12 protein-coding genes and 1 tRNA gene are annotated in these 13,526 nt (G+C 69.4%); 3 read left to right on the top strand and 10 right to left on the bottom strand.

Annotated features, from left to right (window positions below):
- Positions 1-205: 205 nt before the first annotated feature.
- On the top strand, positions 206-2,938 hold the full coding sequence (ppc, locus tag N8I87_RS16680; RefSeq protein ID WP_263209626.1) for a phosphoenolpyruvate carboxylase: 2,733 nt from the start codon (positions 206-208) through the stop codon (positions 2,936-2,938).
- Between the two features lie 85 nt (positions 2,939-3,023).
- On the opposite strand, the gene N8I87_RS16675 is transcribed toward ppc, so the two are convergent.
- The 8 genes from N8I87_RS16675 to N8I87_RS16640 all read right to left on the bottom strand — a co-directional run bounded on the left by N8I87_RS16675 (position 3,024) and on the right by N8I87_RS16640 (position 9,573).
- Entirely contained in the window at positions 3,024-3,725 is a 702-nt protein-coding gene (locus N8I87_RS16675) for an LPXTG cell wall anchor domain-containing protein (protein ID WP_263209624.1), read from the bottom strand.
- A gap of 123 nt (positions 3,726-3,848) precedes the next feature.
- Entirely contained in the window at positions 3,849-4,352 is a 504-nt protein-coding gene (locus N8I87_RS16670) for a hypothetical protein (RefSeq protein WP_263209623.1), read from the bottom strand.
- 52 nt (positions 4,353-4,404) lie between these two features.
- On the bottom strand, positions 4,405-5,007 hold the full coding sequence (gene pth, locus N8I87_RS16665) for an aminoacyl-tRNA hydrolase (RefSeq protein ID WP_263209621.1): 603 nt from the start codon (positions 5,005-5,007) through the stop codon (positions 4,405-4,407).
- A 105-nt stretch (positions 5,008-5,112) separates the two neighbouring features.
- The gene (locus tag N8I87_RS16660; protein WP_263209619.1) at positions 5,113-5,712 is read right to left on the bottom strand and encodes a 50S ribosomal protein L25/general stress protein Ctc; all 600 of its coding nucleotides are present in this window, start codon (positions 5,710-5,712) and stop codon (positions 5,113-5,115) included.
- A 233-nt stretch (positions 5,713-5,945) separates the two neighbouring features.
- Positions 5,946-6,926, bottom strand: coding sequence for a ribose-phosphate diphosphokinase (locus tag N8I87_RS16655; protein ID WP_263209617.1), 981 nt, complete (start codon positions 6,924-6,926; stop codon positions 5,946-5,948).
- Between the two features lie 135 nt (positions 6,927-7,061).
- On the bottom strand, positions 7,062-8,510 hold the full coding sequence (gene glmU / locus N8I87_RS16650) for a bifunctional UDP-N-acetylglucosamine diphosphorylase/glucosamine-1-phosphate N-acetyltransferase GlmU (protein ID WP_263209616.1): 1,449 nt from the start codon (positions 8,508-8,510) through the stop codon (positions 7,062-7,064).
- Between the two features lie 116 nt (positions 8,511-8,626).
- Positions 8,627-8,698 (bottom strand) — tRNA-Gln (locus N8I87_RS16645).
- 14 nt (positions 8,699-8,712) lie between these two features.
- Positions 8,713-9,573: a helix-turn-helix domain-containing protein gene (locus N8I87_RS16640; RefSeq protein ID WP_263209614.1), complete on the bottom strand. Its 861-nt coding sequence runs from the start codon at positions 9,571-9,573 to the stop codon at positions 8,713-8,715.
- 166 nt (positions 9,574-9,739) lie between these two features.
- Between N8I87_RS16640 and N8I87_RS16635 the strand changes: the two genes are divergently transcribed.
- A complete protein-coding gene (locus tag N8I87_RS16635; protein WP_263209612.1) occupies positions 9,740-11,059 on the top strand; it encodes a sensor histidine kinase in 1,320 nt (439 codons plus the stop codon).
- 42 nt (positions 11,060-11,101) lie between these two features.
- Here the strand turns inward: N8I87_RS16635 and N8I87_RS16630 are convergent, their stop codons facing one another.
- Together N8I87_RS16630 and N8I87_RS16625 are read right to left on the bottom strand one after the other, a co-directional pair.
- Positions 11,102-11,596, bottom strand: coding sequence for an SUKH-3 domain-containing protein (locus N8I87_RS16630; RefSeq protein ID WP_263209610.1), 495 nt, complete (start codon positions 11,594-11,596; stop codon positions 11,102-11,104).
- 95 nt (positions 11,597-11,691) lie between these two features.
- On the bottom strand, positions 11,692-12,243 hold the full coding sequence (locus N8I87_RS16625) for a YwqJ-related putative deaminase (RefSeq protein ID WP_263209608.1): 552 nt from the start codon (positions 12,241-12,243) through the stop codon (positions 11,692-11,694).
- Positions 12,244-12,531: 288 nt separating this feature from the next.
- Between N8I87_RS16625 and N8I87_RS16620 the strand changes: the two genes are divergently transcribed.
- Complete coding sequence (locus N8I87_RS16620; RefSeq protein ID WP_263209606.1) at positions 12,532-13,521, top strand: SMI1/KNR4 family protein; 990 nt, start codon at positions 12,532-12,534, stop codon at positions 13,519-13,521.
- Positions 13,522-13,526: the final 5 nt, after the last annotated feature.

Below are 13,526 nucleotides of genomic sequence, written 5' to 3'. Positions count from 1 at the left end.
GGCGACGTAAGTATGGCAGCGCGGTGTCCGGCCACAAGAGCCCGTGAGCCAGCGCGTCCCCATGGACACCTATCCTTGGAGTCGGTCGGACAGCGCGGTCCGCTCTGTTTCCTTCCCGGATGTCCGGCCCGTATGCGGCACGCGCCGCGCGGCAGACACCCGGGTTCCCTCCAGATGAGCTTCAACACTGCAAGGAGCCGCACCTGTGAGCAGTGCCGACGACCAGACCACCACGACCAGCAGTGAGCTGCGCGCCGACATCAGGCGACTGGGTGACCTCCTCGGCGAGTCCCTCGTCCGCCAGGAGGGCCCCGAGCTGCTCGAGCTCGTCGAAAAGGTCCGCCGCCTGACCCGCGAGGACGGAGAGGCCGCCGCCGAGCTGCTGCGCGGCACCGAACTGGAGACCGCCGCCAAGCTGGTCCGCGCCTTCTCCACCTACTTCCACCTGGCCAACGTCACCGAGCAGGTCCACCGCGGCCGCGAACTGCGCGCCCGGCGCGCCGCCGAGGGCGGCCTCCTCGCCCGCACCGCCGACCGCCTCAAGGACGCCGACCCCGAACACCTGCGGCAGACCGTCCAGCACCTCAACGTCCGCCCCGTGTTCACCGCACACCCCACCGAGGCCGCCCGCCGCTCGGTCCTCAACAAGCTCCGGCGCATCGCCGCGCTCCTGGAAGCCCCGGTCATCGAGGCCGACCGCCGCCGCCACGACACCCGCCTGGCCGAGAACATCGACCTCGTCTGGCAGACCGACGAGCTCCGCGTCGTACGCCCCGAACCCGCCGACGAGGCCCGCAACGCGATCTACTACCTCGACGAACTCCACGCCAACGCCGTCGGCGACGTCCTGGAAGACCTCACCGCCGAGCTGGAGCGCGTCGGCGTCAGGCTCCCCGACGACACCCGGCCGCTCACCTTCGGCACCTGGATCGGCGGCGACCGCGACGGCAACCCCAATGTCACCCCCGCCGTGACCTGGGAAGTCCTCATCCTCCAGCACGAACACGGCATCAACGACGCCACCGAGATGATCGACGAGCTGCGCGGCCTGCTCTCCCAGTCCATCCGCTACACCGGCGCCACCGACGAACTCCTCGAGTCCCTGCGCACCGACCTCGACCTCCTGCCCGAGATCAGCCCCCGCTACAAGCGCCTGAACGCCGAGGAGCCCTACCGGCTCAAGGCCACCTGCATCCGCCAGAAGCTCACCAACACCAAGCAGCGCCTGGCCAAGGACACCCCCCACCAGCCGGGCCGCGACTACCTCGGCACCGCCGAACTCCTCGCCGACCTGCGCATCCTCCAGACCTCCCTGCGCGCACACCGCGGCGGCCTGTTCGCCGACGGCCGGCTCGCCCGCATCATCCGCACCCTGGCCGCCTTCGGCCTCCAGCTCGCCACCATGGACGTCCGCGAACACGCCGACGCCCACCACCACGCCCTCGGCCAGCTCTTCGACCGCCTCGGCGAGGAATCCTGGCGCTACGCCGACATGCCCCGCGAGTACCGGGCCAGGCTCCTCGCCAAGGAACTGCGCTCCCGCAGGCCCCTCGCCCCCACCCCGGCCCCCGTCGACGCCGCCGGCGAGAAGACCCTCGGCGTGTTCCAGACGGTCAAGAAGGCCCTCGAGGTCTTCGGACCCGAGGTCATCGAGTCCTACATCATCTCCATGTGCCAGGGCGCCGACGACGTCTTCGCCGCCGCCGTCCTCGCCCGCGAGGCCGGCCTCGTCGACCTGCACGCCGGCTGGGCCAAGATCGGCATCGTCCCCCTCCTGGAAACCACCGACGAGCTCAAGGCCGCCGACGCCATCCTCGAGGACATGCTCTCCGACCCGTCCTACCGGCGCCTGGTCGCGCTGCGCGGCGACGTCCAGGAGGTCATGCTCGGCTACTCCGACTCCTCCAAGTTCGGCGGCATCACCACCAGCCAGTGGGAGATCCACCGCGCCCAGCGCCGACTGCGCGACGTCGCCCACCGCTACGGCGTCCGGCTGCGCCTCTTCCACGGCCGCGGCGGCACCGTCGGCCGCGGCGGCGGCCCCTCCCACGACGCCATCCTCGCCCAGCCCTGGGGCACCCTGGAGGGCGAGATCAAGGTGACCGAGCAGGGCGAGGTCATCTCCGACAAGTACCTCATCCCCTCCCTCGCCCGGGAGAACCTGGAACTGACCGTCGCGGCCACCCTGCAGGCCTCCGCCCTGCACACCGCGCCCCGCCAGTCGGTCGAGGCCCTGGCCCGCTGGGACGCCGCCATGGACGTCGTCTCGGACGCCGCCCACGACGCCTACCGCCGGCTCGTCGAGGACCCCGACCTGCCCGCGTACTTCTTCGCCTCCACCCCCGTCGACCAGCTCGCCGACCTCCACCTGGGCTCCCGCCCCTCCCGGCGGCCCGACTCCGGCGCCGGACTGGACGGCCTGCGCGCCATCCCCTGGGTGTTCGGCTGGACCCAGTCCCGGCAGATCGTCCCCGGCTGGTTCGGCGTGGGCTCCGGACTCAAGGCACTGCGGGAGGCGGGCCTGGACACCGTGCTCGACGAGATGCACGGGCAGTGGCACTTCTTCCGCAACTTCATCTCCAACGTGGAGATGACCCTGGCCAAGACCGACCTGCGGATCGCCCAGCACTACGTCGACACCCTCGTCCCCGACCAGCTCCGGCACGTGTTCGACACCATCCGCACCGAACACGAACTGACCGTCTCCGAGGTGCTCCGCATCACCGGCGAGAAGGAACTCCTCGACGCCACACCGGCGCTGAGGCAGACCTTCGGCATCCGTGACGCCTACCTGGACCCGATCTCCTACCTCCAGGTCACCCTGCTCAAGCGCCAGCGCGACGCCGCGGCCGCCGGCGAACAGCCCGACCCGCTGCTGTCGCGGGCCCTGCTCCTCACCGTCAACGGCGTGGCCGCGGGCCTGCGCAACACCGGCTGACGGCTGATGGATATCGGCTGACGGCCGACGACATGGGTGTGCCCCCGTGCTTCACGCGAAGCACGGGGGCACACCCATGCGGGCATCAGCCCCGGACGGCCTTCCGGCGCCGGAACACCAGGTAACCGCCCGCGCCGACCAGTGCGGCCGCCAGACCCGACAACAGACCCACCGGCGCGCCGTTGCCCGTCTCGGCCAGACCGCCCGAGCCACCACCCGGCGCGGACGGCGACGCGGCCGGCGCCGTCGACTCGCCGCCGCCCGTCGACTCGCTGGGGGAAGCGCTCGGGGACGCGGAACCCGACGGGCTCGCCGACTCACTCGCGGAGGAACTCGGGGACGAGGACGGCGTCGTACCGCCACCGCCGCCGCCCTCCGAGTCCGCGCAGTCCGTCCAGAACACCTTGTGCTTGGCCGCGCCCTTCTCGCCGTCGAAGTTCCAGAACAGCTTGTAGTGCCCGTCGGGCAGCGACAGGTCCTCGGTACGGCCGTGTCCCTCGCCGTCCAGAGTGATGGCGCCGGACTTCACGGTCTCGCCCTTCGGGGCGGCCGTCGGAGCCCACGCCTCGATGTGCCAGTCGACCTCCTGCACACCGTCGAAACCGAAGGCGTCCAGGTAGAACGTGCAGACGTGCGGTTCGTTGCGGCGCAACTCCTCGCCCGTCTTCGCATCGTGGATCTTCACAGTGCCGTTGTCACCGGGAGGGGTGGCATGGGCGGAAGGGGCGGCGAACAGCGCGGCCGCCGCGACGGCACACACGGCGCCGGCGCGAGAGAGGGTACGCATGGGGCAGTCCATCTTCGAGTTACGGACGGGAAGATGTGGAGGGGGCGGCTCAGCTTCCAGCCCCGACTGACCCGCGGTCAATCACGAACACACAACACTCGGATTCCACAAGGCCCACAGGGCTCACAGCGCCAGGAAGGCCGCCGTCAGCAGCAGGGCCCCCGACCCCGCCAGCACCCACGCCGCCCGCGTCAGCCGCAACCCGCCCGCCACGACGACCGAGGCGAGCAGCAGAGCCCCGCCCAGCGGAACCCACGCATACAGGATCCCCGCCGGCCCCGACCGTACGACATCATCCGTACCCGGCTTCACGATGACGGCGTACGTCTGCCCCTTGCGCACCGCCACCGGCTCCTGGATGACGACCCGGTCCCGGGCCGTCGCCCCCGACGACACCGGCGTGAACGGCCCCGAACACGCGTCCCGGTCGCACTGGGTCACCCTGATCGTGCCGTGCTCCCGGCCCTTCGTCAGCATCACGTGCTGCGCGGTCCCCCACGAACCCCACACACCCGCGATCAGGATCAGCACGGCGACCGTACCCATCACCGCGAACCGCCCGAACCGCACCGCGGCGGCCGAGGCCTCACGGGAAGAGATGGCAATGGCAGGCATGGCCGGGATCATTGGCCATGCCCGTCCGATCGGTCAACTCCCGCCCGCCCCACCACCGGACAAGTCAGGAGTTGTACGAGCTTTGCGCCCGCTCCAGCCCCTCGATCACCAGACACTCCACCGCGTCCGCCGCCCGGTCCACGAAGTAGTCCAGCTCCTTGCGCTCCGCCGACGAGAAGTCCTTCAGCACGAAGTCGGCCACCGGCATACGACCCGGAGGCCGCCCGATCCCGAACCGCACCCGGTGATAGTCCGCGCCCATCGCCTTCGTCATCGACTTCAGCCCGTTGTGCCCGTTGTCCCCGCCACCCAGCTTCAGCCGCAGGGTCCCGTAGTCGATGTCCAGCTCGTCGTGCACCGCCACGATGTTCGCCACCGGCACCTTGTAGAAGTCCCGCAGCGCGTTCACCGGACCACCCGACAGGTTCATGTACGACATGGGCTTCGCCAGGATCACCCGCCGGCTCGCCAAACCGGGCGGGCCGATCCGCCCCTCCACGGCCTGCGCCTGCGCCTTCCCGGCACGCTTGAACCTCCCCCCGATCCGCTCGGCCAGCAGATCGGCCACCATGAAGCCGACGTTGTGCCGGTTCATGGCGTAGTCGGGACCGGGATTGCCCAGGCCTACGACCAGCCAGGGGGCATTGGCGGGGGTGGTCACGTCCATGTCTCCTTGATACGCGTCGACACGCGTCCTCGATAAGTCCTTGATACACGCGACAGCCGCTGCCCCCGGCCGGGAACAGCGGCTGACACGAACGTACCGCGAGGATCAGGCCTCGGCGGCAGCCTCTTCGCCCTCGCCCTCGCCCTCGGCCGGGGCCTCCTCGGCCTGCGCGGCCAGGACCTGGAGAACGACCGCGTCCTCGTCGACGGCCAGCGTCACACCGGACGGCAGCACGATGTCCTTGGCGAGGACCGAGGCACCGGCCTCCAGACCCTCCACCGACACCGTCACGCCCTCGGGGATGTGCGTGGCCTCGGCCTCGACCGGCAGCGCGTTCAGCACGTGCTCCAGCAGGTTGCCGCCGGCGGCCAGCTCGCCCTCGGCGTGCACCGGGATCTCGACCGTGACCTTCTCGCCACGCTTGACCAGCAGCAGGTCGACGTGCTCCAGGAAGCCCTTGATCGGGTCACGCTGCACGGACTTCGGGATCGCCAGCTCGTTGGACTTGCCGTCGATGTCCAGGGAGATCAGGACGTTCGGCGTACGCAGCGCCAGCAGCAGGTCGTGACCCGGAAGAGTCAGGTGCAGCGGGTCGGAACCGTGGCCGTACAGCACACCGGGAACCTTCGACTCACGGCGGATACGACGGGCGGCACCCTTGCCGAACTCGGTACGGGTCTCGGCGGAGATCTTGACCTCGGACATGATCACTCCTCGTAGAGATAGATCGGACGTGGTCACCCGGCCACGAACGGCCTGCTACGAAGAGCGCGTCGATAACGGACCGCCGTACCCCGTCAGAGAACGGGAACGGCCTCCCTCGCCGAGCAACTGAAGCAGTCTACTCGGCGAGGGAGGCCGCACAAAAATCGATCAACCCCGACGGCGAACAGAGACCACTGCCCACCGAACAGAGATCACAGCTCGTCGATCAGAGATCACTGCTCGTCGAACAGGCTCGTCACCGAACCGTCCTCGAACACCTCACGCACCGCACTCGCGATCGTCGGCGCGATCGACAGCACCGTCAGCTTGTCCAGATCCCGGCTCAGCTCACCCGGCGTCGGCAGCGTATTCGTGAACACGAACTCGCTCACCCGGGAGTTCTTCAGCCGGTCCGCCGCCGGACCCGACAGCACACCGTGCGTAGCCGTCACGATGACATCCTCCGCACCGTGCGCGAACAGCGCGTCCGCCGCCGCACAGATCGTGCCACCGGTGTCGATCATGTCGTCCACCAGCACACACACCCGGCCCCGGACCTCACCCACGACCTCGTGGACCGTCACCTGGTTCGCCACGTCCTTGTCACGCCGCTTGTGCACGATCGCCAGCGGCGCACCCAGACGGTCGCACCACCGGTCCGCCACCCGCACACGGCCCGCGTCCGGGGACACCACCGTCAGCTTGTCCCGGTCCACCTTCCGGCCCACGTAGTCCGCGAGCAGCGGAAGCGCGAACAGGTGGTCCACCGGACCGTCGAAGAAACCCTGGATCTGGTCCGTGTGCAGATCCATGGTCAGAATGCGGTCCGCACCCGCCGTCTTCATCAGATCCGCGATCAGACGCGCCGAGATCGGCTCACGCCCACGGTGCTTCTTGTCCTGCCGCGCATAGCCGTAGAACGGCACGATCACGGTGATCGAACGCGCCGACGCACGCTTCAGCGCGTCGATCATGATCAGCTGTTCCATGATCCACTTGTTGATCGGAGCCGTGTGGCTCTGGATCAGGAAGCAGTCCGCACCACGAGCGGACTCCTGGTAACGGACGTAGATCTCGCCATTGGCGAAGTCGAAGGCCTTCGTCGGGACGACCCCGACACCCAGCTGCTGGGCGACCTCCTCGGCAAGCTCGGGGTGGGCGCGGCCGGAGAAGAACATCAACTTCTTCTCGCCGGTCGTCTTGATCCCGGTCACAGCACTGTCTCCTCAGAGGTGTCACAGCTGGGTGGGTCGAGCAACCTCTCGGCTGGGCGTGAGAGGCCGACTCAGCTGGTGGGGTGCGGGTATGCACTTATCACGGTACGCCGTGTCCGGCGCACCCGTTTCCGGTCAGGCCTCGCCGCCGCCCTGCCGGGAGGCCGCCTCCGCCGCCTTCGCGGCCGCGCTCCCCGGACGCTTCCGGGCCACCCAACCCTCGATATTCCGCTGCTGACCGCGGGCCACGGCCAGCGAACCGGGCGGCACATCCTTGGTGATCACCGAGCCTGCGGCGGTGTACGCACCGTCCCCGACCGTGACAGGAGCCACAAACATATTGTCCGAACCCGTACGGCAGTGCGACCCGATCGTCGTGTGGTGCTTGTCCTGCCCGTCGTAGTTCACGAACACACTCGCGGCCCCGATGTTCGAGTGGTCACCGATCGTCGCGTCCCCGACATACGAGAGATGCGGAACCTTCGTCCCCTCACCGATCGAGGCGTTCTTCGTCTCCACATACGTACCCACCTTGGACTTCGGCCCCAGACGGGTGCCGGGTCGGAGATACGCGAACGGCCCCACACTGGCCTGCGGCCCGATGTGCGCCCGGTCGGCCACCGTGTTGTCCACCCGCGCGCCCGCGCCCACGTGCGTGTCCGCGAGCCGGCTGTTGGGCCCGACCTCCGCGCCCTCACCGAGATGCGTCGAACCCTGGAGCTGGGTGCCCGGGTGGACAAGCACGTCCTGCTCGAACGACACCGTCACATCCACCCACGTCGTCGCCGGGTCCACGACCGTCACACCGGCCAGCATCGCGCGCTCCAGCAACCGGTCGTTGAGGATCCGGCGCGCCTGAGCGAGCTGCACACGGTTGTTGATCCCGGCGATCTCATGGTGATCACCGGCGACCGAGGCCCCCACGCGATGCCCGGCCTCCCGCAGGATCCCGAGGACGTCCGTCAGATACTCCTCGCCCTGACTGTTGTCCGTCCGCACCTTCCCCAGCGCGTCGGCCAGGAGCTGCCCGTCGAAGGCGAAGACCCCGGAGTTGATCTCACGGATCGCGCGCTGCGACTTGCTCGCGTCCTTGTGCTCGACGATCGCGGTCACGGCACCGGAGGCGTCGTCGCGGACGATACGGCCGTAGCCGGTCGCGTCCGGGACCTCGGCGGTCAGCACGGTGACGGCGTTCCCGTCCGCGTGATGCGTCGAGGCGAGTGCCTGCAACGTCCCGCCGCTCAGCAGCGGGGTGTCTCCGCACACGACGACCACGGTTCCGTCGACGGTCCCGCCGAGCTCCTCCAGCGCCATCCGTACGGCGTGTCCGGTGCCGTTCTGCTGGTCCTGTACGGCGGTCCGCACCCGCGGGTCGATGCCGGCGAGGTGCTCGGTGACCTTCTCGCGGGCGTGTCCCACGACGACGACCAGCTCGTGCGGGTTCAACTCGCGGGCGGCGGCGAGCACATGACCCACCAGGGAACGGCCACAGATCTCGTGCAGGACCTTCGGCGTGGCCGACTTCATACGGGTGCCCTCACCCGCTGCGAGAACGACGACGGCTGCCGGGCGAATGGCGCTCACGGGGTTGCCCTTCGGCTGTGGGTGAGTGGGGATGACAGCCGCAGGATACCGGGGTGTTACTTGGGGGAGGTGAGAGCGGGCCCTGACGGTGCAGTCAAGGCTCGAACTGAGCGAGGCTCCCCCGCCAGGACTCGAACCTGAAATACACCGTCCAAAGCGGAGTGTGTTGCCGATTACACCACGGGGGAGTGCGGGAGCCAGCCTACGTGGTTCGCTGTTTCGCTGCTACCACCATCCCGGACCACCACCCCTCGATGCGCCGGTACAGGTCGGCTCCCTGTGAGACTCGGACCGCGAGGCAACCCCGGTAGTTCTCACCGACATTCAGGCGGACCGTCTTGGGGTTGTGCTTCTTGAGGGTGGTCTTGTTGAAGGCCGAGCGGTCGGCGCCGACAAGATCGGCCCAGAACTCCTCGGCGCCGGCAATATCGGTACTCTCGTGGATCATGACGTTGAACCGCAGGCGGTCCCGGGCCACACCCAGCAGGTCCAGCCAGGCCAGGTACAGCTCGATGACGTCAGGGTCGCTGTTGACGAAGATGACGTTCTCGCGTCGGTCGTAGGGCTTGTCCTTCGACCCTTCGGCCCAGTAGAGGGCGACGCCTGCCATGAATAGCTCCCGATTGGACAGCTCGCCGATCTCCTGCTCAGCAGATGCCTTGGTGAGCCGCCGCTCCCCGTCCCTCACTGCCAGCTCGTGCTCCCAGCGCTTCCTGGCCGCCAGCTTGGCCTGCTCTGTCGGATCGCGCCGCTCCGGCCTAGGCAGATCCCGCACCCACAACGAGATCGAACTTTTCGAGCAGCCCAGCTCCACCTGGATCTGGTCGTAAGTCCAGCCCTGGAGTCGCAGCTCCCGCGCCCTGGCCCTCAGGTCGTCCTTCGCGTTCGGGCGTTTCGTCCATTCCGGAGGCGGTTCGCCCTCCAGGAGGCGGTTGAGGATGTCGTTGTTGTCGACGTGCAGCCGGTCGCGGATCTGCCGTCGGCTCAGTCCCGCTCGCCGCAGCGCGACCGCCCGCTCCCGCAGCCCCTCGAAGTCGGCGTACTTGCCGTGTGAATGTGCCATGTGCATACCGTCCGGCCGGAATGAGTGGTTCCGGGGTCGAACGGGCGTGGTTCAGTAGTTCGAGGGATACCGGGGGGTTTCGCTGTTATTCGATTACGGAGTGTGGCGTAGGGCAGTAGGTGAAACTCACCGGAAAAGCTCACGCCACCGCCCGTAGGCTGGACGCATGACCACGACGGGGGAAGAGCGCGCCACGGGCCTGACCGGCCCGTGGTGGTGGGCGAGGTGGCGCAGCGCGGTGCTCGACGGGAGTCTCGCGCTGGTGTCCGCGTTGGAGTGTGCGGCGGAGGGTGTCCCCTTCGCCCGTGACGCGGGTATCCCGGTGTCGGTCGGGATCGTGTTCGGTCTGCTGGCCGGTTCGGTGCTGTTGCTGCGGCGGAAGTGGCCGATCGCGGTCGTGTTGGTGGCCATTGCGATCACGCCGGCCCAGATGGGTTTCCTGATGGGCATCGTCGGCCTGTACACGCTGGCGGCGGCTGAGCTGCCGAGGCGGATCATCGCGGCGCTGGCGGGGATGTCCCTGGTCGGGACGATGATCGTGACGTTCGTGCGGGTGCGGCAGGACATGATGCGGGGTGATCTGACCCTCGGGGACTGGTTCGTGCCGTTCGCCTCGATCACCACGTCGCTCGGGCTCACGGCGCCTCCTGTGCTGCTGGGGCTGTATGTGGGTGCCCGGCGTCGGCTCATGGAGAGTCTGCGGGAGCGGGCGGACAGTCTTGAGCGTGAGTTGCAGTTGCTCGCGGAGCGGGCGGAGGAGCGCGCGGAGTGGGCGCGGAACGAGGAGCGGACGCGTATCGCCCGCGAGATGCATGACGTGGTGGCGCATCGGGTGAGCCTGATGGTGGTGCATGCGGCGGCGTTGCAGGCGGTGGCGCGGAAGGATCCGGAGAAGGCCGTGAGGAACGCGGTGCTGGTGGGGGACATGGGCCGGCAGGCGTTGACGGAGTTGCGGGAGATGCTGGGGGTGTTGCGGTCGGGGGACGGTGCGCAGCGGCGTACGGCGTCGGTGCCGCGGCCCGAGGTCGGGGTGCCGGTGCCGGTGGTGAGGGTGGATTCCTCTGCCGTCGAGGACGAGGCGGCGGTGGAGGGGCCGTATCTGGCGGAGCTGGATGTGCTGATCGGGCAGTCGGCGGCCGCGGGGATGGTGGTGGATCTGTCGGTGGAGGGTGATGCGCGGTCGTATGCGCGGGCGGTCGAGCGGACGGCGTACCGGGTGGTGCAGGAGGCGTTGACGAACGTCCACAAGCATGCGGCGGGTGCGAAGACGCACGTACGGCTGGCGCACCGGGTGTCGGAGATCGCGATGCAGGTGGAGAACGAGCCGCCGCCGGAGCCGTCGTCGGCGTCGGCGGCGCGGTTGCCGTCCGGTGGCAATGGTCTGCTCGGGATGCGGGAGCGGGTCATGGCGCTGGGCGGCGTGTTCGTGTCGGGGCCGACCGATGCGGGGGGTTTCCGGGTGTCGGCGGTGATTCCGGCGGCGTAGGCGCGCGGCGGGGCGGGGGTGCCGGGCGGGGGCCGGTGGGGTTCAGCCGGTTGTGAGCCGTACGGGTTCGATGCCCGCGATGAGTGCCGTCAGGGCGTGGTCGATGTCGGGGCCGAGGTACCAGTCGCCGGTGTGGTCGAGGGTGTAGACGCGGCCTTCGGCGTCGATGGTGAGGAGGGAGTGGGTCTCGGTCTCCTCGCCGAGGGGGCAGAGCTCGGTGTCGAGGGCGCGGCCGAGGTCGCCGAGGGTGCGGGCGAGGTGGAGGCCGTGCAGCGGGTCGAGGTCGAGGACGGCGGGGGCGACCTGGCGGCCGGGGCCGACCGGGGTGATGCTGAGGCCGCCGAATTCGGCCCAGGCCTCGACGGCCGCGGGGAAGACGGTGTGCCGGTGTCCGGCGGGTGAGGTGTGTTCGCGGAGGGTGTCGGCCCAGACCTCGGCCTGCTTGATGTCCCAGCGTCCGGGTTGCCAGCCGGCGGCGCGCAGGGCGGCGTCGATGGGTACCGGGAAGCGGGTGGTTGAGGTGCGGTCGGTGTGCATCTGCCCTTCGATCGTCGAGTTGGTTGCGTGGTGCGCGTGCTTGATGTGCGGGTTCTGTGCCTTTGCGGCGCCGGCGTGATGGGTGTTTTTGGGGGTCAGCCGCCGTCGGTCGCCGGGGCGACGACGCGGACGCCGAAGTGGGCGCTGAGTGCGGTGCAGGCGCGGCAGGGTGCGGCGAAGCCTCCGTGGAGGGGGTCGCCGTCCTCGCGTATCCGGCGGGCGGTGAGTTTGGCCTGCTTGAGGGCTCTGCGGGCCTCGCCGTTGGTCATCGGCTTGCGGGCGGCGCGCTTGCTGCGGGCGGCGTCGGCGGCGGTGATGTGGCGGGATATGAGGAGGGTTTCGGCGCAGCGGCCGGTGAAGCGGTCGCGCTGTGCGCTGGTGAGGGTGTCGAGGAAGTCCTGGACGAGGGGGTGGAGGGGTGGGGGTTCGTCGCCGCGGGCGGCGGTGGCGGTGAGGGTGGCGCCGCGGACGGAGAGGGCGGCGGCGACGGTGGGTGTGATGCCGTCGCGGCGGTGCAGGAGGGCGGGGGCGTGTGGGGTTTCGGCGTGGCTCCAGCCGACGCGGGGGTCGTCCGAGGCGTGGTTGTGTCTGCCGCCGGTGCGGGTGTCCGCGTGTGGTCCCGTCTGCGTCACATTCATGATCATCATCCCTTCCGGGCGTCCCCCGAAGGTCACAGAGTGCCAAATGCCGTGGCTGGTGCGGAAGCTGGGGCGGTGCGACACGCCCGGGTTTGGGCAGGCTGTCACGGCGGGGTGACGGCTGGTCACGGAAGTGGAGGCCCGGTGACCGGTGTCCGTGTACCGCATAGGCTGTCGGCACCGCGATGCGCGCGGTCAACGTGTCGTAGACGTTGCAGAGACAGTCGAATACGGACCGTCGCGTGCCACATATGGTGCGGTTTCGGTTCGTACAGAGTGCCGCAGGGGGCAACCGCCATGACGACAGGTCGGCTCGGGCAGCAAGCCGCGCCGCCGAACGCGGCCTATGCCGGGCAGGTCGTGCATTTCCCGGATCCGGTCCGGGCGGCACGTCACCCGAGAGGGGTACGTATCGATGAGCACGGTTACCCCGACTTCTCGCCCTACGCGCGCGCGGCCGCGGAGATCGCCGAACCGCCCGAGGGTTTCGGTGTCGACGAGTTGCGGCTGACGGACTATGTGTCGGCGAACGCGGCGTTGTCGGCGACGGGGCACGACCTGTGGGACACGGTGCCGGAGGTGGCGACGCCGCACGGCTGGACGTGGCATCACGTGGTCGGTTCGCGGCGGCTGGAGCTGGTTCCGGTCGAGGTGAAGGCGTTGCTGCGGCACCACGCCGGTCTGGCGACGGCGCGGGTGGACCACGGCAAGCGGGGGACGCGGCCGTTGCAGGAGACTCGTCCGGCGCATGTCGGGCTGCCGAAGTCGGGTGTCGCGGTGACCGAGCAGCAGGTGCAGGGGGTCGAGGAGGACCTGGGGTACCGGCTGCCGGGTGCGTACCGCTCCTTCCTCAAGGCGGCGGGCGGCTGCGCGCCGGTGGGCACGGCACTGGACGCGGAGCTGGGGCTGCTGGTGGACCAGCCGTTCTTCACGGTGCGGGACGAGGCTGCGGTCAATGACCTGGTCTATGTGAACAAGTGCCTGCGTGACCATCTGACGAAGGATTACCTGGGTGTGGCCTTCGTGCAGGGCGGGTTGCTCGCGGTGAAGGTGAAGGGCGAGCGGCTCGGTTCGGTGTGGTTCTGCGCGTACGACGATGCGCGGGACGTGGATCCTTCGATGTCTCCGGCGGAGCGTGTGGAGCGGTTGCTGCTGCCGTGCGGTGACGACTTCGACGCGTTCCTGTCCCGGCTGGCGGGCAGTCCGCCGGAGTTGGAGACGGTGGCGAACCTGATGGTGGACGGCGGTTTCGCGCATGCCGTTCCGGTCTCTTCCATGGGGGAGTGAGCTCG

This window comes from Streptomyces sp. HUAS 15-9, from assembly GCF_025642155.1.
GTDB lineage: Bacteria > Actinomycetota > Actinomycetes > Streptomycetales > Streptomycetaceae > Streptomyces.
Note: the sequence above shows the minus strand (reverse complement) of the source record. Positions and strands in the feature narration are given on the sequence as shown.

What these genes read in the sequence shown, in the direction of transcription:
- N8I87_RS16630 (WP_263209610.1), bottom strand. Translation starts at nt 11,596, where the DNA reads ATGCACACCGACCGCACCTCAACCACCCGCTTCCCGGTACCCATCGAC.
- N8I87_RS16625 (WP_263209608.1), bottom strand. Translation starts at nt 12,243, where the DNA reads ATGATGATCATGAATGTGACGCAGACGGGACCACACGCGGACACCCGC.
- pth (WP_263209621.1), bottom strand. Translation starts at nt 5,007, where the DNA reads ATGGACGTGACCACCCCCGCCAATGCCCCCTGGCTGGTCGTAGGCCTG.
- N8I87_RS16640 (WP_263209614.1), bottom strand. Translation starts at nt 9,573, where the DNA reads ATGGCACATTCACACGGCAAGTACGCCGACTTCGAGGGGCTGCGGGAG.
- N8I87_RS16675 (WP_263209624.1), bottom strand. Translation starts at nt 3,725, where the DNA reads ATGCGTACCCTCTCTCGCGCCGGCGCCGTGTGTGCCGTCGCGGCGGCC.
- N8I87_RS16670 (WP_263209623.1), bottom strand. Translation starts at nt 4,352, where the DNA reads ATGATCCCGGCCATGCCTGCCATTGCCATCTCTTCCCGTGAGGCCTCG.
- N8I87_RS16660 (WP_263209619.1), bottom strand. Translation starts at nt 5,712, where the DNA reads ATGTCCGAGGTCAAGATCTCCGCCGAGACCCGTACCGAGTTCGGCAAG.
- N8I87_RS16620 (WP_263209606.1), top strand. Translation starts at nt 12,532, where the DNA reads ATGACGACAGGTCGGCTCGGGCAGCAAGCCGCGCCGCCGAACGCGGCC.
- N8I87_RS16635 (WP_263209612.1), top strand. Translation starts at nt 9,740, where the DNA reads ATGACCACGACGGGGGAAGAGCGCGCCACGGGCCTGACCGGCCCGTGG.